We start from the raw sequence: 16,609 nt of genomic DNA on the forward strand, positions 1-16,609 counted from the left end.
ACCATGCCGCACCACGGCCCCCACACGCCTCCGCTCGCCTACGTCATCGCCGGGTCCGAGGCGACCGGCGGCGCCGGCATCCAGGCCGACCTCAAGACGTTCCAGGAGCTCGGCGCCTACGGCGTCGGGACGCTGACGTGCATCGTCTCGTTCGACCCGAGGAACGACTGGGGCCACCGGTTCGTCCCCGTGGACCCGCAGGTCATCGCCGACCAGTTCGAGGCGGCGACCGTGACGCACGAGCCCTCGGTCGTGAAGATCGGCATGCTCGGCACGCCCGCGACGATCGACGTCGTCGCGGCGTCGCTGCGCTCGCGCACCTGGGAGCACGTCGTGCTCGACCCGGTGCTCATCTGCAAGGGCCAGGAGCCGGGCGCCGCGCTCGACACCGACACGGCGCTGCGCGCGCAGGTGCTCCCGCTCGCGACCGTCGTGACGCCCAACCTCTTCGAGACGCGCACGCTCGCGGGCGTCGAGTCGATCGAGACGGTCGACGAGCTCGTCGAGGCGGCCCGCGCGGTCCAGGCGCTCGGGCCGCGCGCCGTCGTCGCGAAGGGCGGCGTCGAGCTGCCCGGGCCCGACGCGGTCGACGTCCTCGTCGACGGCGACGACGTGCACGTGCTGCGCACCCCCAAGATCGGCGAGGAGCGGGTGAGCGGCGCCGGCTGCACGTTCGCGGCCGCGATCACCGCCGAGCTCGCCAAGGGCGCGTCGGTGCTCGACGCGACGCGCGTCGCCAAGGACGTCGTCACCGCCGCGATCGAGGACCGCGTGGCCTCGAACGCGCCGTTCGACGCCGTGCGCGTCGGCGCGCGCCGCTGACGCCCGGCGGGCACGCGCGACGCGACTCCCCGCCGACCGGTGCTCGACCGACGATCACCCCTCGGACGCCTCCGCGTCCCCTGACGGTCAAGGAATACTCTCGTCACCGTGAACGACCTCTCTCCCTCGGAACTGTCCCCGTCGCCGGGTGCTGCCGACGTCTCCGGGCACGGCGCCGGGCGCGGGCTCGCGCGCCACGACGTGCCCGCCCCGCTGCGCGACGACGTCCGCCTCCTCGGCGGTCTGCTCGGCACCGTGCTGCGCGAGACGGGCGGCCAGGACCTGCTCGACGACGTCGAGCGCCTGCGCGAGCTCGCGATCCGCGCGTACGACGACCCCACGGGCGAGGTGCTGGCCGAGGCCGAGGCCCTCGTCGAGGGCCTGTCGATGCAGCGCGCCGAGCAGGTCGCGCGCGCCTTCACGTGCTACTTCCACCTCGCGAACCTCGCGGAGGAGTACCACCGCGTGCGCGTGCTGCGCGAGCGCGAGGCCGAGTTCGCGACGCGCGCCACGACGCCCGACGACTCGCTGCCCGAGGCGTTCGAGCAGCTCGTCGCCGAGGTGGGCCGCGAGGAGGCGCTGCGCCGCCTGCGCCGGCTCGAGTTCCGCCCCGTGCTCACCGCGCACCCGACGGAGGCGCGCCGGCGCGCGGTCTCCGGCGCCGTCCGCCGCATCGCGACGCTGCTCGACGAGCGCGACGCGCAGCGGCTCGGCGGCACGTCGCTCGCGGAGAACGAGCGCCGCCTGCTCGCGGAGATCGACACGATGTGGCGCACGGCGCCGATCCGCGAGCACAAGCCGTCCGTGCTCGACGAGGTGAAGACGGCCCTCGGGGTCTTCGACGCCACGATGTTCGACACGTTCCCCACGGTCTACCGCCGCCTCGACGACTGGCTGCTCGGCGACGAGGCCGGCCGCGAGGAGCCCCTGGTCCGCCCGTTCGTGAGCCTCGGGACGTGGATCGGCGGCGACCGCGACGGCAACCCCAACGTGACGTCCGAGGTCACGCGCCAGGCCGCCGCGATCGCGGCCGACCACGCGCTCGCGGCGCTCGAGCAGCGCGCTCGCCTCGTCGGCCGCAAGCTCACGCTCGACCAGGACGGCACGCCGCCGTCGGACGGTCTGCGCACGCTGTGGGAGCGCCAGCGCCGGCTCTCGGAGGCCGTGACGTCGGCGGCCGCGGAGGCGTCGCCGCGCGAGCCGCACCGCGCCGTCATGCTCGTCGTGGCGGACCGCATCGCCGCGACGCGCGCCCGCAACGCGGACCTCGCGTACGCGACGGCCGAGCAGCTCGAGTCCGACCTGCGCGTCGTGCAGGAGTCGCTCGTCGCGGCGGGCGCCCCGCGCGCCGCGTACGGGGACCTGCAGCAGCTGGTGTGGCAGGTCGAGACGTTCGGGTTCCACCTCGCCGAGCTCGAGGTGCGCCAGCACTCCCAGGTCCACGAGGCGGCGCTCGCGGAGATCGCGGAGAAGGGCCTGCACGGCGACCTGTCCGACCGCACGCGCGAGGTGCTCGACACGTTCCGCGCGCTCGGCGCGGTCCAGGAGCGCTACGGCATCCGCGCCGCGCGCCGCTACATCGTGTCCTTCACGCAGAAGCCCGAGCACCTCGCGGCCGTGTACGAGCTCGCGGAGCTCGCGTTCGCCGGCTCCGACGAGGTGCCCGTCGTCGACGCGATCCCGCTGTTCGAGACCTTCGCCGACCTGCGTGCGAGCGTGGACATCCTCGAGTCGATGCTCACGCTGCCGCAGGTGCAGCGCCGGCTCGCGGAGAACGGCCGCCGGGTCGAGGTCATGCTCGGCTACTCCGACTCCTCCAAGGACGTCGGGCCCGTGTCCGCGACGCTCGCCCTGCACGACGCGCAGAGCCGGATCGCGCAGTGGGCCGAGCGCCACGACATCACGCTCACGCTGTTCCACGGGCGCGGCGGCGCGCTCGGCCGCGGTGGCGGCCCGGCGAACCGTGCCGTGCTCGCGCAGCCCCCGGGCTCGGTGGACGGCCGGTTCAAGCTCACGGAGCAGGGCGAGGTGATCCTCGCGCGCTACGGCGACCCGACGATCGCGTCGCGCCACATCGAGCAGGTCGCGGCGGCGACGCTGCTCGCGTCGGCGCCCTCGACGGAGCGTCGCAACGCGGGCGCGACCGACCGCTACCGCGAGCTGGCGGCAGCGCTCGACGAGTCCTCGCGCCGCCGGTTCCACGAGCTCGTGCGCGCGGACGGCTTCCCCCAGTGGTTCGCCCAGGTGACGCCGCTGGAGGAGGTCGGCCTCCTACCGATCGGCTCGCGCCCGGCGCGCCGCGGCCTGTCGGTCTCCTCGCTCGACGACCTGCGCGCGATCCCGTGGGTGTTCTCGTGGTCGCAGGCCCGGATCAACCTCGCGGGCTGGTACGGCCTCGGCACGGCGCTGAAGGAGTTCGGCGACCTCGCGCTGCTGCGCGAGGCGCACCGCGAGTGGCCGCTGTTCGCGACGCTCCTCGACAACGTCGAGATGTCGCTCGCGAAGTCGGACGAGCGCATCGCGGAGCGCTACCTCGCGCTCGGCGGGCGCGACGACCTCGCGCAGGCGGTCCTCGACGAGCTGCGCCTGACGCGCGAGCAGGTGCTCGCCGTGACGGGCAACGCCTGGCCGCTCGCCGGCCGCCGGGTCCTGGGGCGCGCGGTCCAGCTGCGCAGCCCCTACGTCGACGCGCTGTCGCTGCTCCAGGTCCGCGCCCTGCGCGGGCTGCGCGCGGGGGCCGAGGGTCCCGTGAAGGACGAGCTCCAGCACCTCCTGCTGCTCACCGTGAACGGCGTCGCGGCCGGTCTGCAGAACACGGGCTGAGCGCGCGAGGACGCCCGAGACGACGGCCGCCGCGCCGACCCGGACCCCGGGTGCGCGGCGGCCGTCGTCGTCTGGACACCCGTCCAACTGTTGAATGAAACCTCAACGATCGCCTTGGGGAACGGTCTCCCTGAGGCCGAGGGTAAAGTCTTCGCCAGAGGCCTACCAGCCAGCGGCATCAGTGGGGTACGCTGGCGACGACCGATCACGCCGGCACCCGTTCTCGCCCGACGACGTACGAGGGCAGGAGCCGACCGGTCGGTGCGTCATGCAGGAGGCGCGGGACTCGTCGGGGTGGGCGAGGGCAGGGCGGGACGAAGGGCGGGGCAGTGTTGGTGCAAGAGCTGGAGCGGAACGACACCGAGTCGGGGACGGGCGGCATCCGGCTGCTCGAGGAGCCCGAGGCGAGCGTCGTGGACATGTGGGGCGAGATCGACGTCGCCCTCCGCAGCGAGGCGAGCGCAGCGCTCGCGAACGCTCTCGAACGGGACGTGCCCGTGGTCATCGACACGTCGAAGGTGACGTTCATGGACTCCACGGGCATCGCGTTCCTCGTGCAGTTCTACACGATCGGCTCCGAGGAGGGCCTGTCGGTGACGCTGCGCAACCCGCCCACCGTCGTGACCGACGTCCTCGAGATGCTGGGCGTCATCGACATCTTCGGCACCGACCGGCACGAGGTCACCACGAGCTGACGGGCGTCGCCCCTCAGTGCGCGTCGGCCGCGAGCGACGCCGCGCCCACGATCCCGGCCGCGTTGCGCAGCTGCGCGGGTACGATCGGCGCGCGCAGGTGCAGCAGCGGCAGGAAGTGCTCGTGCTTCTTGCTCACGCCGCCGCCGACCACGATGAGGTCGGGCGAGAGCAGGTCCTCGACCACGCCGAAGTAGCGCTGCAGCCGCTCGGCCCACTGCGCCCAGTCCAGGTCCTCGCGGTCGCGCGCGGCGTCGGACGCGCGCGTCTCGGCGTCGTACCCGTCGATCTCGAGGTGTCCGAGCTCGGTGTTGGGCAGCAGGTGACCCTCCACGACGATCGCGCTGCCGATCCCCGTGCCGAGCGTGGCCACGAGGACGACGCCGTCCGCGTCGCGCGCGGCGCCGTACCGCACCTCGCCGACCCCGGCGGCGTCGGCGTCGTTGACCGCGACGACGTGGCGCCCGGTCTCGCGCGCGACGAGCGCGGGCAGGTCCACGCCGGTCCACGACTTGTCGAGGTTCGCGATGAATCGGACGACGCCGTGCTGGAGCGGGGCCGGGAACGCGACGCCGATGGGGACGTCCTGCGGGAGGTCGTAGGCGCCCACGAGCTCGGCGATCACCTCCGCGACGGCCTGCGGGGTCGAGGGCTGGGGCGTCGGGATGCGGCGCCGCTCCTGCGCGAACTCGCCGGTGGCGAGGTCCACGGGGGCGCCCTTGATGCCGCTGCCGCCGACGTCGATGCCGAAGGCGAGGCGGGGGCGGTCGGCGGAGCGGTCGGACGAGTCGTGGTGAGCGTTCATGGCAGTGTGAGGATCTCCGCTCCGTCGTCGGTCACGAGCAGCGTGTGCTCGAACTGCGCGGTCCGCGACGCGTCCGCGGTGACTACCGTCCACCCGTCGTCCCACATCCGCCACTCGGACGTGCCCAGCGTGAGCATGGGCTCGATCGTGAAGACCATGCCCGGCTCGATGACCGTCGCGTGGTCGGGAGCCGCGTCGTAGTGCGGCACGACGAGCCCCGAGTGGAACGCGCGCCCCACGCCGTGGCCCGTGTACTCGCGCACCACGCCGTAGCCGAAGCGGGCCGCGTACCGCTCGATCACGCGCCCGACGACGTTGATCTGGCGCCCGGGCGCGACGGCCTTGACGCCCCGGGCGAGAGCCTCGCGCGTGCGCTCCACGAGCAGCGCCGACTCCTCGTCGACCTCGCCCACCGTGAACGTCGCGTTGGTGTCGCCGTGCACGCCGCCGACGTACGCGGTGATGTCGACGTTGACGATGTCGCCCTCGACGAGCTCCGTGGAGTCCGGGATGCCGTGGCACACGACCTCGTTGATCGAGGTGCACAGCGACTTGGGGAACCCGCGGTAGCCGAGCGTGGACGGGTACGCGCCGTGGTCGAGCAGGAACTCGTGCCCGACGCGGTCGAGCTCGTCGGTCGTGACGCCGGGGGCGACGTGCCGGCCGACCTCGACGAGCGCCCGCGCGGCGAGCCGCGACGCGACGCGGATCCGCTCCACGGTCTCGGGGTCGTTGACCTCGCTCCCGGTGAACGGGCGCGGGCCGGGCCGCCCCACGTACTCCGGGCGCTCGATCGACGCCGGGACCTCGCGCCGCGGGCCGACGACGCCCGGCACGAGCGGTCCGCGGCGTCGTGCGCGCGGGGGAGCGGCGGCGTCGGGCGGGACGGGGGACGGGCTCGGGCTCATGCCGGCCAGTCTACGAAGGCGGGGCGTCGCGGACGGCCGCGCGGGCGCGGATGGGGGAGGATCGGGGCATGAGCACCGGATCACGTTTCACCGACGGCGGCGAGCCCGCGGTCGAGGGCGAGTACTACTACGACACCCGCACCGGCGAGGTGCACCGGGGCCCGAGCGGCTCGTGGTCGCACCGCATGGGGCCGTACCCGACGCGCGAGGCCGCCGAGCGGGCCCTGCAGACCGCGCGCGAGCGGTCGGAGGCCTGGGACGAGGAAGAGCGCCGCGAGCGCGGCGAGTGACGCACGCCCCGCCTCCCGGCCGCGCGCGCGTGTGGTCGGGACGCCTCGGCCTGCTCCTCGCGGGGCTCGCCGTGGGCGGGCTGACGTTCCTGCTCGCGCTGCAGGTCCGGGCGGGCTCCGGGGACGGCACGACGACGGTCGCGCCCTCGGGGGACGCCGTGGCCTCGGCGCCCGCGCCCGACCCCACGACGGCCGCCCCGGAGCCGGAGGTCACCGAGACGGCGCCGCCGCCCCCGCTCGCAGGGCTCACCGTCGCCGTCGACCCCGGGCACAACGGCGGCAACGGCGCGAACCCGCTCACGGTCAACGCGCCCGTCCCCGACGGTCGCGGCGGCACCAAGGCGTGCAACACCGTGGGCGCGTCCACCGACGCCGGCTACCCCGAGCACGCGTTCACGTGGGACGTGGCCGGGCGGCTCGCGGCGCGGCTCGCCGAGCTCGGCGCGGTCGTCGTGCTCACGCGGCCCGACGACGCGGGCGTGGGCCCGTGCGTCGACGCGCGCGGGCGTCTCCCCCAGGAGGAGGGCGCGGACCTGCTCGTGTCGCTCCACGCGAACGGCACGCCGGACCGCCGCGCGCACGGGTTCTTCGCGATCGTGGCGGACCCGCCCGTGCACGAGGCGCAGGGGCAGCCGAGCGTCGCGCTCGCGCACGACCTCGTGGCCGCGCTCGGCGCTGCCGGGTTCGCGCCGTCGTCGACGGTCGCCGCCGACGACGGGCCGCTCCAGCGGCGCGCCGACCTCGCGACGCTCAACCACGCCGAGCGCCCCGCGGTCATGCTCGAGCTCGGGGAGATGCGCAACCCCGACGAGGCGGCCGTCATGGAGTCCGAGGAGGGCCGCCAGCGCTACGCCGACGCCGTCGCGGCGGGGATCACCGCGTGGGCGGGTGCGGACGGCTGACGCCGCCCGCACCCGGTCAGCGCGTGAAGCTGTGCGCCTCGTCGGGGAACGTCCCGGCGCGCACGTCCGCGGCGTAGTCGGCGGCGGCCTGCCCGAGCGCGGCACCGATCTCCGCGTACCGCTTGGCGAACCGCGGCGACCAGTCGGTCATGCCCGCCATGTCCGTCCACACGAGCACCTGGCCGTCGCACGCGGCGCCCGCGCCGATGCCGATCGTCGGGACGCGCAGGATCTCGGTGATGCGCGCCGCGACCTCGACGGGGACCATCTCCAGCACGACCGCGACGGCGCCGGCCTCCGCGACGGCCAGCGCGTCCTCGCTCAGGCGCTCGGCCGCGTCGTCACCGCGGCCCTGCACGCGCGGGCCGCCGAGCAGGTTCTCCGACTGGGGCGTGAAGCCGAGGTGCCCGACGACGGGGATGCCCGCGTCGGTGAGCGCGCGGATCTGCGGCGCGACGCGGCGACCGCCCTCGAGCTTGACGCCGCTCACGCCCGCCTCCTTGAGGAAGCGCACGCCCGTGGCGAGCGCCTGCTCCGGGCCGGCCTCGTACGAGCCGAACGGCAGGTCGACGACGGTGAACGCACGCCGGGCCGCGCGCGCGACGGCGCGCGCCGCCGGGATGAGGTCGTCGACCGTGACGGGCAGCGTCGTCGCGTGGCCGTGCATCGTGTTGCCGATCGAGTCCCCGACGAGCAGCAGGTCGATCCCCGCGTCGTCGAAGATCCGTGCCGTCACCGCGTCGTACGCGGTGAGCATCGTGATCCTCTCGCCGCGCGACTTCGCCTCGGCGAGGTGGTGCACGCGGAAGCGGCGCTGTCCCGTGCCGCCGGTCGGGGCGGGCTCGGGGGCGGTGTGAGCAGACATGACGGCCTTTCCTGGGTACGGGGACGGGTCGGGCGACGCGCGGGGTGGCGGCGTCAGTCGACGGGCTCGCGCCAGCGGTTGGTGATGGGCAGGCGGCGGTCGCGGCCGAACGCGAGAGCGGTGACCTTGGGGCCCGGCGGGTACTGGCGGCGCTTCCACTCGGCGCGGTCGACGAGCGTGACGACCTTGTCGACGACCTCCGGGTCGAACCCGCGCGCGAGGAGCTCCGCGCGGCCCTCGGCGTGCTCGATGTACGCGTCGAGCACCTCGTCGAGCAGGTCGTACGGCGGCAGCGAGTCCTGGTCGGTCTGGCCGGGCCGCAGCTCCGCCGACGGGGGCTTGGTGATGGACGACTCGGGGATCGGCGGGATCTCGCCGCGGTCGACCGCGAGGTTGTTGCGCCACCGCGCGAGCTGCCACACGCGCGACTTGTCGACGTCCTTGAGCGGCGCGAACCCGCCGATGCTGCCCGCGTCGTAGATCGTCGCGTAGCCCGTGGCGAGCTCGGACTTGTTGCCGGGCGCGATGACGAGGTGTCCCTCGCGGTTCGAGATCGCCATGACGACGACGCCGCGCACGCGCGCCTGGAGGTTCTCCTCCGCGACGCCCTCGAGCTCGAGCTCGCCCTGGAACGCCTCGACCATGGGCGCGATGGGCTGGACGCGGTAGTCCCCGCCGAGCCGCTTCATGAGGTCCGCGGCGTCGTCCTTGCTGTGCTCCGAGGAGTAGCGCGACGGCATGGAGACGCCGACGACGTTCTCGCCCCCGATCGCGTCGGCGGCGATCGCCGCGGTGAGCGCGGAGTCGATGCCGCCCGAGACGCCGAGGACGACGGACCGGAAGCCGTTCTTGCGCACGTACCCGGCGAGGCCCGTGACGCACGCGCGGTAGACCTCCTCGTCGGGGTGCAGCTCGGGCGCGCGCGGGCCGCGCGGCGCACCGTCGGCCGGCAGGTCCCACACGAGCAGGTCCTCGACGAACTGCGGGGAGGTCGCGACGACGGCGCCCGTCGCGTCGGTGACGAACGAGCCGCCGTCGAACACGAGGTCGTCCTGGCCGCCGACGAGGTTGACGTACGCGACGGGCGCGCTCACCTCGCGCGCGCGCCGCGCGGCGAGGTCGGTGCGGACGTGGCCCTTGCCCTCCTCGTACGGGGAGCCGTTGAGCACGAGCAGCAGGTCGAGCCCGTTCCCCGCCTCGTCGAGCGTCGCCATCTCGGCGACCGGGCCGCCCTCCTGCCAGATGTCCTCGCAGATCGCGACGCCCACGCGTCGGCCCTCGACCTCGACGACCGTGGTGGTCTCGCCGGGCGCGAAGATGCGGAACTCGTCGAACACGCCGTAGTTCGGCAGGTGGTGCTTGTCGTACGCGGCCTGCACCACGCCGTCGCGCAGCACGACCGCGCGGTTCGTCGGGAGGTCCGCGGGCGAGCCCGACGCCTCGCGCTCGGCGGCGCCCGCGCCGCGCGGGGCGCCCGACGTCCCGACCGTGCCCAGCACGACCGTGATCCCGCCCAGCCCCTCGGCGCCCAGGCGCGCCGCGATGTCCGCGGCGGCGTCCCACGCGGCGCGACGGAACGACGCGCGCAGGGCGAGGTCCTCGATCGGGTACCCGGTGAGGGTCATCTCGGGGAACGCGACGAGCTGCGCGCCCGCCGTCGCCGCCTCGCGGGTGCGCTCGAGGACGAGCGCGGCGTTGCCGTCGAGGTCCCCCACGCACGTGTCGACCTGTGCCAGCGCGACGCGCAGATCAGCCATGCGTCCACCCTAGACGAGCGGCGCGCGCGGCTCGTGCGCGGGGGCGTCGCGGCGCGCGACGTCCGCCACACGACCGTGTCACCCGTTCGTCACACGGATCAGGCAGGATGTACCGCATGGACAGGCAGCAGGAGTTCGTGCTCCGCACGGTCGAGGAGCGCGACATCCGCTTCATCCGGCTCTGGTTCACCGACGTGCTCGGCATGCTCAAGTCGGTCGCGGTCGCGCCGGCGGAGCTCGAGTCGGCGTTCGCCGAGGGCATCGGGTTCGACGGCAGCTCGATCGAGGGCCTCACGCGCGTGTACGAGGCCGACATGATCGCGCGGCCCGACCCGACGACGTTCCAGGTGCTCCCGTGGCGCGGCGAGCGCCACGGCACCGCGCGGATGTTCTGCGACATCCTCACGCCGGACGGCGAGCCGTCGCTCGCGGACAGCCGCAACGTGCTCAAGCGCGCCCTCGCGAAGGCGAGCGACAAGGGGTTCACGTTCTACACGCACCCCGAGGTCGAGTTCTACCTGTTCAACCAGCCGGCCGACGCCGAGTCGCCGCTCGTCCCGGTCGACCAGGGCGGGTACTTCGACCACCTCGCGCGCGGCAGCACGCACGACTTCCGTCGCGCCGCGATCACGATGCTCGAGTCGATGGGCATCTCGGTGGAGTTCTCCCACCACGAGGCCGGTCCGGGCCAGAACGAGATCGACCTGCGCTACGCCGACGCGCTCACCACGGCCGACAACCTCATGACGTTCCGCACGGTCGTCAAGGAGGTGGCGCTCGAGCAGGGCGTGTTCGCGTCGTTCATGCCGAAGCCGATGGCGGACCACCCCGGCTCGGGCATGCACACGCACCTGTCGCTGTTCGAGGGCGACCGCAACGCGTTCCACGAGCCCGGCGCCCAGTTCGAGCTGTCGAAGACGGCGCGCCAGTTCATCGCGGGCCTGCTGGTGCACGCGGCGGAGATCACCGCGATCACGAACCAGTACGTCAACTCGTACAAGCGCCTGTGGGGCGGCGCGGAGGCGCCGAGCTACGTGTGCTGGGGCCACAACAACCGCTCCGCGCTCGTGCGCGTACCCATGTACAAGCCGGGCAAGGGCAACTCGAGCCGCGTCGAGTACCGCGCGCTCGACTCGGCCGCCAACCCGTACCTCGCGTTCGCGGTCATGCTGGCCGCGGGGCTCAAGGGCATCGAGGAGGGCTACGAGCTGCCCGAGGAGACCGAGGACGACGTGTGGGAGCTCACCGACGCGGAGCGTCGCGCGCTCGGCATCAAGCCGCTCCCGCAGTCGCTCGACGAGGCGATCTCCGTCATGGAGAGGTCCGAGCTCGTCGCCGAGACGCTCGGCGAGCACGTCTTCGACTTCGTGCTGCGCAACAAGCGGCAGGAGTGGGACGGCTACCGCGCCCAGGTGACGCCGTTCGAGCTGAAGCGGTTCCTCCAGGTCCTGTGAGCGGGTCCACGACGACGTCAGGTCGGTCCGGCGGGTCCCGCCGGCCGACGCTCACGGGTCGCCTCGCGCGCGTCGGCTTCGCCGACATCTCCCGCTCCGCGAGCCTGCTCGCCGACGCGGACCTCGCGCTGCTGCTCGACGGTGGCGCGCGGCCGGACGCGCAGGGCGCGGACGGCGGGGGTGCCGCGGACGCGGGACAGGCCGTCGACGACGAGCTGCTCACCGCGTTCGGGTCCGCCGCGGACCCCGACCTCGCGCTCCTGCAGGTGGTGCGTCTCGCGGGCGCGCTGCGCCCCGAGGTCGAGGCGCGCGGCCCGCTCGCCGACCTCGCGCGCACGTGCCTGCGCCCCGGACCCGCGCGCGAGCGCCTGCTCGCCGTGCTCGGCGCCTCCGTGGCGCTCGGCGACGACGTGGTCCGGCGCCCGGAGCTGCTGCGGGTCGTCGCCGACCCCACCCCCGGGACCGGGGTGGACGCGCGCGACGTGCGCGCCGAGCTGCTGCGCGCCGTGGGCGCGGACCCCGACGCGGCCGTGCCCGTCGCGGACGCGCCCGGCCCCGAGCGCGTCGACGCGCTCCGCCGCGCCTACCGCGAGCGGATCCTGCGGATCGCGGCGACCGACCTCACCGTGCCCGACCCCCTCACGCGGATGCCGGCCGTCGGGGCGGCGCTCGCCGACCTCGCGGCCGCCGCGCTCGAGGGCGCGCTCGCGGTGGCGCGCGCTGAGCTCGACGACCACGGCGCAGGGGTGCGCCTCGCCGTCATCGGCATGGGCAAGTGCGGGGCGCGCGAGCTCAACTACGTCTCGGACGTCGACGTGATCTACGTCGTCGAGCCGGCGGACGGCCAGGACGAGGAGCACGCGACGACGGTCGGCGCACGGCTCGCGACGAGCCTCGCGCGCGTGTGCTCCGGCACGTCCGGGGAGCCCGCGCTGTGGCAGGTCGACGCGGCGCTGCGGCCCGAGGGCAAGCAGGGCCCGCTCGTGCGCACGCTCGCGAGCCACGTCGCGTACTACGAGCGCTGGGCCAAGACGTGGGAGTTCCAGGCGCTGCTCAAGGCGCGCACGGTCGCGGGGGACCGAGACCTGGGGCGTGCGTACGAGGACGCGATCGCGCCGTTCGTGTGGTCCGCGGCGGGCCGGGAGAACTTCGTCGAGGACTCGCAGGCGATGCGCCGCCGCGTCGAGGACCACGTGCCCGCTGCGGAGGCGGACCGCCAGCTCAAGCTGGGCAAGGGCGGCCTGCGCGACGTCGAGTTCACGGTCCAGCTCCTCCAGCTCGTGCACGGTCGCGCCGACGAGTCGATCCGCAGCCGCAGCACGCTCACCGCGCTCGGCGAGCTCGCCGCCGGCGGGTACGTGGGTCGCGAGCACGCGGCCCGGCTCGGGGTCTGCTACCGGTTCCTGCGCTCGCTCGAGCACCGCATCCAGCTCTTCCGGCTCCGCCGCACCCACCTCGTCCCGACCGCCGAGGACGAGCTGCGGCGCCTCGCGCGCTCGCTCGGGATGCGCGCCGAGGGCGCGTCCGGGCTGAGCGAGCGCTGGCGCGCGACGCGCCGGGAGGTGCGCGGCCTGCACGAGGGGATTTTCTACCGGCCGCTCCTGCCCGCGGTCGCGCAGCTCTCCCCGGACGAGGTGAGCCTCGCACCCGAGGCCGCGAAGGCGCGCTTCGCCGCGATCGGCTACCGCGACCCGGCGGGCGCCATGCGGCACGTCACGGCGCTCACCGAGGGCGTCAGCCGGCGCGCGGCGATCCAGCGCCAGCTCCTGCCCGTCATGCTCGGCTGGTTCGCGGAGGGCGCCGACCCCGACGCGGGCCTGCTCGCGTTCCGGACGCTGTCGGAGACGCTGGGCACGACGCACTGGTACCTCAAGCTCCTGCGCGACTCCGGGTCCGCCGCCCAGCGCCTCGCGCACCTGCTGTCGAACTCGCGGTACATGGCCGACGCGCTCGCGCGCTCGCCGGAGTCCGTGCGCTGGCTCGCGTCCGACGCCGACCTCGCCCCGCGCGGCATCGCGCGCCTCGCCGCCGAGACCGACGCGATCCTCACGCGCGCGGACCAGGTCGACCCCGCTACCGTGAGCCTGCGCGCCGTCCGGCGCCGCGAGCTCGCGCGCACCGGGGCGGCCGAGCTGCTCGGCGTCGTCGACGCGGTGCAGGCCGCGCGCAGCATCTCCGACGCCGCCGACGTCGTCCTCGCGGGCGCGCTGCGGATCGCGGAGTTCGTCGCGCGCGACGAGCTCGGCCACGACGCGCAGGACGTCGGCTCCGCGCCCGCGCGCATGCTCGTCGTCGCGATGGGCCGGCTCGGGGGACGCGAGATGGGCTACGGCTCGGACGCCGACGTGATGTTCGTGCACGACCCGGTGCCCGGCGCCGCGGAGCGCGACGCGCAGGCGTACGCGCTCGCGGTGGCGACCCGGCTGCGCCAGCTCCTGTCCGCCGTCGGGCCCGAGCCCGCGCTGCCCGTCGACGCCGACCTGCGCCCCGAGGGGCGCAACGGCCCGCTCGCGCGCTCGCTCGCCTCGTACGCCGAGTACTACGAGCGGTGGTCGAGCGTGTGGGAGGCCCAGGCGCTCCTGCGCGCCCGCCCCGTCGCGGGTGACCTCGCCGGGCTCGGCGAGCGGTTCGCCGCCGTCGTGGACCGGCGCCGGTACCCCGCGGGCGGGCTCGACCTCGCGCAGCTCCGCGAGGTCCGCCGCATCAAGGCGCGCGTCGAGTCCGAGCGGCTGCCGCGCGGCGTCGAGGCGTCGCGGCACCTCAAGCTGGGGCGCGGGGGAGTGTCCGACGTCGAGTGGACCGTCCAGCTGCTCCAGCTCCAGCACGCCCACGAGGTCGAGGCGCTGCGCACCACGTCGACGGTCGAGGCGCTCGACGCGGCCGTGGCCGCCGACCTCGTCGCCGAGGACGACGCCGCGGTCCTCGGCGAGGCGTGGCTCCTCGCCTCGCGGCTGCGCAGCGCGCTCGTGCTGTGGTCGGGGCGCACGACCGGCACGACGGTCGACGTGCTGCCGCACGACCGGTTCGCGCTCACCGGCCTCGCGCGCGTGCTCGACCTCCCGGACGTCGACACGGGCGCCGAGCTCGAGGACCACTACCTGCGCACGGCCCGGCGGGCGCGCGCCGTCATGGAGCGCCTCTTCTACGGCGAGGACTGACCGGTGGCCCGCCGCCGCGAGCCACCCGGCCCCGGGCTCCACGCGCGGCACGAGCCGCGTGCGCTCCGCACCCCCGCCGCGCCGTCCGCGGGCCGTGCCGCGCGCGGCGGGTCGTTCTTCGCGTGGCGGCTGCGCGGGGCGGCGTGGGTCGCGGCGGCGCTCGCGGTGTTCGCCGTCGTGCTGGCGGTCGTCTGGCGCCGACCCGAGCCCCTCGGGGGCACGGCGGCGTGGGCGCTGGCGGCGCTCGCGTGCGCCGCGTGCGCGCGCCTCGTGGACGCGGGTCCCGTGCGCGGGACCCGCGCGCTCGCGCTCCTCGGCCTCGTGGTCGCGGCGCTCGTCCTGCTGCTCGTGGGGGCGGCGTTCGTCGCGCGGGGCGAGCGTGCCTGACCGCGCAGGGGGCCACGGCCGTTGGGGGCGCGCCGGCCGCGCGCGGGATGTGGCATCGTGACGTCGCGGGGTGGCGACGGCCGAGACGTCCGGGAGTGCGCATGATCGATCCGACGGTCGCGACGTTCGTCGTCCTGGCGCTGGCGGTCGTCGGCTTCATGACCAACCGTCTGCCGCTCGTCGTCGTCGCGCTGTTCGTGCCCGTGGCGCTGTGGGCCACGGGCGTGCTCCCGCTCGACGAGGCGCTCGCAGGGTTCAGCGACCCGATCGTGCTGTTCATCGCGACGCTGTTCGTGCTCAGCGAGGCCCTCGACTCCACAGGGGTGACGGCGTGGATCGGGCAGTGGCTCGAACGGCGCGCGTCGCTCGGACGGGCCGGGCTCCTCGCGCTCATGGTCGGGGTCACCGCTCTGCTCGCGGCCGTGATCAGCATCAACGGGGCCGTGGCGGCGCTCCTGCCCGTCGCCGTCGTCGCGGCGGCGCGCGCCGGCATCGTGCCGTCGCGCATGCTCGTCCCGCTCGCGTTCGCCGCCGGGGCCGGGTCGCTGCTCACCCTCACGGGCACGCCCGTGAACATCATCGTCTCGGAGGCGGCCGCCGAGGCGGGCGGTCGCGAGTTCGGGTACTTCGAGTTCGCGCTCGTCGGGCTGCCGCTTGTCCTCGTCACCGCGGTGCTCGTCGTGACGCTGGGGGACCGGCTGCTGCCCGAGCGCGTGCCGGAGCGCCTCGCCGAGCCCGCGGCGGACCCGCGCGAGCGGGTGCGCACGTGGCGCGAGAACTACGGTGCGGACCTCGACCCCCGGCGCCTGTTCACCGGGGGCGTCGGGGTCGTCGAGGTGGTCATCGCGCCGCGCTCGACCCTCAGCGGGCGCATCGTCAGCCCCGGGATGACCACGCGCGACGAGAACCTCGTCGTCGTCGCGCTCCGCCGCGGCGACGGCCGGTCGACCGACCCGAGCTCGGACGAGCCGTCGGGCGCGATGACGCTCCAGCCCGGCGACGCCGTGCTGGTGCGCGGCCCGTGGGACGCGCTCCACCGGTACACGCAGTCGCCCGACGTCATCGCCGTCGACTCGTCGCGCAGCCTTCAGCGCGGTGTGCCGCTCGGGCGCGGCTGGCGGCGCTGCCTCGCGGTGCTCGTCGTGACGATCGTCCTGCTCGCGACGGGCGTCGTCCCGCCGGTGATCGCGGGCCTGCTCGCGGCCGGGGCCCTCGTCCTCGCGCGCGTCGTCACCGTCCCGCAGGCGTTCCGCGCGATCTCGTGGGACACCGTGGTGCTCATCGCGGCCCTCATCCCGCTCTCCGGGGCGTTCGTGTCGTCCGGGGCGGCGGAGGAGATCGCGGACGCGGTGCTCGCGGTCGTCGGCGACGGGTCGCCGCGGCTCGCGCTCCTCGTGGTGTGCGTCCTGACGATCGTGCTCGGCCAGTTCATCTCGAACGTCGCGACCGTCCTCGTCATGGCGCCGGTCGCGCTGTCGTTCGCGCAGAGCCTCGGAACCAGCCCGCAGCCGTTCATGATGGCGCTCACCGTCGCGGGCGCGGCCGCGTTCCTCACGCCGATCGCCACGCCCGTCAACCTCATGGTGCTGCAGCCCGGGGGGTACCGGTTCGGCGACTACTGGCGGCTCGGCCTGCCCCTCGCCCTGCTGTTCCTCGTCGCCGCGGTCCTGTACGTGCCGGTCGTCTGGCCGTTCTGAGCGCGCCGTCCGGCGCGCACGACGCGCCCGCCCGTGGCACGGTATGTCG

13 protein-coding genes are annotated in these 16,609 nt (G+C 74.9%); 9 read left to right on the forward strand and 4 right to left on the reverse strand.

What is annotated here, in order from left to right; translation table 11 throughout:
• Positions 1 to 3 precede the first annotated feature (3 nt).
• From thiD to GYH36_RS05760, 3 genes are all read left to right on the forward strand, one after another.
• Entirely contained in the window at positions 4 to 822 is an 819-nt protein-coding gene (gene thiD, locus GYH36_RS05750; protein ID WP_024841733.1) for a bifunctional hydroxymethylpyrimidine kinase/phosphomethylpyrimidine kinase, read from the forward strand.
• Positions 823 to 1,023: 201 nt separating this feature from the next.
• The gene (locus tag GYH36_RS05755; protein ID WP_115943702.1) at positions 1,024 to 3,645 is read left to right on the forward strand and encodes a phosphoenolpyruvate carboxylase; all 2,622 of its coding nucleotides are present in this window, start codon (positions 1,024 to 1,026) and stop codon (positions 3,643 to 3,645) included.
• Positions 3,646 to 3,980: 335 nt separating this feature from the next.
• Complete coding sequence (locus GYH36_RS05760; RefSeq protein ID WP_024841735.1) at positions 3,981 to 4,340, forward strand: STAS domain-containing protein; 360 nt, start codon at positions 3,981 to 3,983, stop codon at positions 4,338 to 4,340.
• A gap of 13 nt (positions 4,341 to 4,353) precedes the next feature.
• On the opposite strand, the gene ppgK is transcribed toward GYH36_RS05760, so the two are convergent.
• Both ppgK and map read right to left on the reverse strand, forming a co-directional pair.
• Positions 4,354 to 5,142: a polyphosphate--glucose phosphotransferase gene (gene ppgK, locus GYH36_RS05765; protein ID WP_162289363.1), complete on the reverse strand. Its 789-nt coding sequence runs from the start codon at positions 5,140 to 5,142 to the stop codon at positions 4,354 to 4,356.
• Positions 5,139 to 6,050 carry a type I methionyl aminopeptidase gene (map, locus tag GYH36_RS05770; protein WP_024841737.1) on the reverse strand — a complete coding sequence of 304 codons (912 nt, stop codon included), beginning with the start codon at positions 6,048 to 6,050 and terminating at the stop codon, positions 5,139 to 5,141. The genes ppgK and map overlap by 4 nt, the downstream gene beginning before the upstream one ends.
• 68 nt (positions 6,051 to 6,118) lie before the next feature.
• Here map and GYH36_RS05775 point away from each other — a divergent pair, with 68 nt between their 5' ends.
• Both GYH36_RS05775 and GYH36_RS05780 read left to right on the forward strand, forming a co-directional pair.
• On the forward strand, positions 6,119 to 6,340 hold the full coding sequence (locus GYH36_RS05775; protein ID WP_024841738.1) for a hypothetical protein: 222 nt from the start codon (positions 6,119 to 6,121) through the stop codon (positions 6,338 to 6,340).
• Positions 6,337 to 7,242: an N-acetylmuramoyl-L-alanine amidase gene (locus GYH36_RS05780; protein WP_162289364.1), complete on the forward strand. Its 906-nt coding sequence runs from the start codon at positions 6,337 to 6,339 to the stop codon at positions 7,240 to 7,242. The genes GYH36_RS05775 and GYH36_RS05780 overlap by 4 nt, the downstream gene beginning before the upstream one ends.
• A gap of 16 nt (positions 7,243 to 7,258) precedes the next feature.
• On the opposite strand, the gene panB is transcribed toward GYH36_RS05780, so the two are convergent.
• Together panB and GYH36_RS05790 are read right to left on the reverse strand one after the other, a co-directional pair.
• A complete protein-coding gene (gene panB / locus GYH36_RS05785; RefSeq protein WP_162289365.1) occupies positions 7,259 to 8,107 on the reverse strand; it encodes a 3-methyl-2-oxobutanoate hydroxymethyltransferase in 849 nt (282 codons plus the stop codon).
• A 53-nt stretch (positions 8,108 to 8,160) separates the two neighbouring features.
• Entirely contained in the window at positions 8,161 to 9,864 is a 1,704-nt protein-coding gene (locus GYH36_RS05790; protein ID WP_024841741.1) for an NAD+ synthase, read from the reverse strand.
• Positions 9,865 to 9,980: 116 nt separating this feature from the next.
• Between GYH36_RS05790 and GYH36_RS05795 the strand changes: the two genes are divergently transcribed.
• The 4 genes from GYH36_RS05795 to GYH36_RS05810 all read left to right on the forward strand — a co-directional run bounded on the left by GYH36_RS05795 (position 9,981) and on the right by GYH36_RS05810 (position 16,560).
• Complete coding sequence (locus GYH36_RS05795) at positions 9,981 to 11,318, forward strand: glutamine synthetase family protein (RefSeq protein WP_024841742.1); 1,338 nt, start codon at positions 9,981 to 9,983, stop codon at positions 11,316 to 11,318.
• Positions 11,315 to 14,476, forward strand: a complete 3,162-nt coding sequence (locus tag GYH36_RS05800; RefSeq protein ID WP_162289366.1) for a bifunctional [glutamine synthetase] adenylyltransferase/[glutamine synthetase]-adenylyl-L-tyrosine phosphorylase — start codon at positions 11,315 to 11,317, stop codon at positions 14,474 to 14,476. Before GYH36_RS05795 ends, GYH36_RS05800 begins: the two co-directional genes overlap by 4 nt.
• 3 nt (positions 14,477 to 14,479) lie before the next feature.
• Positions 14,480 to 14,863 (forward strand): hypothetical protein, encoded by a 384-nt coding sequence (locus GYH36_RS05805; protein ID WP_024841744.1) that lies wholly within the window; start codon positions 14,480 to 14,482, stop codon positions 14,861 to 14,863.
• A gap of 101 nt (positions 14,864 to 14,964) precedes the next feature.
• Complete coding sequence (locus tag GYH36_RS05810; RefSeq protein ID WP_155099425.1) at positions 14,965 to 16,560, forward strand: SLC13 family permease; 1,596 nt, start codon at positions 14,965 to 14,967, stop codon at positions 16,558 to 16,560.
• The last annotated feature ends 49 nt before the right edge of the window (positions 16,561 to 16,609 follow it).

It is taken from the genome of Cellulosimicrobium composti (assembly GCF_010287905.1).
In the GTDB taxonomy this organism is placed as follows: domain Bacteria; phylum Actinomycetota; class Actinomycetes; order Actinomycetales; family Cellulomonadaceae; genus Cellulosimicrobium; species Cellulosimicrobium composti.

Coding starts and splice junctions, on each gene's coding strand:
- GYH36_RS05810 (WP_155099425.1), top strand. CDS start 14,965: ATGATCGATCCGACGGTCGCGACGTTCGTCGTCCTGGCGCTGGCGGTC.
- ppgK (WP_162289363.1), bottom strand. CDS start 5,142: ATGAACGCTCACCACGACTCGTCCGACCGCTCCGCCGACCGCCCCCGC.
- thiD (WP_024841733.1), top strand. CDS start 4: ATGCCGCACCACGGCCCCCACACGCCTCCGCTCGCCTACGTCATCGCC.
- GYH36_RS05790 (WP_024841741.1), bottom strand. CDS start 9,864: ATGGCTGATCTGCGCGTCGCGCTGGCACAGGTCGACACGTGCGTGGGG.
- map (WP_024841737.1), bottom strand. CDS start 6,050: ATGAGCCCGAGCCCGTCCCCCGTCCCGCCCGACGCCGCCGCTCCCCCG.
- GYH36_RS05775 (WP_024841738.1), top strand. CDS start 6,119: ATGAGCACCGGATCACGTTTCACCGACGGCGGCGAGCCCGCGGTCGAG.
- panB (WP_162289365.1), bottom strand. CDS start 8,107: ATGTCTGCTCACACCGCCCCCGAGCCCGCCCCGACCGGCGGCACGGGA.
- GYH36_RS05795 (WP_024841742.1), top strand. CDS start 9,981: ATGGACAGGCAGCAGGAGTTCGTGCTCCGCACGGTCGAGGAGCGCGAC.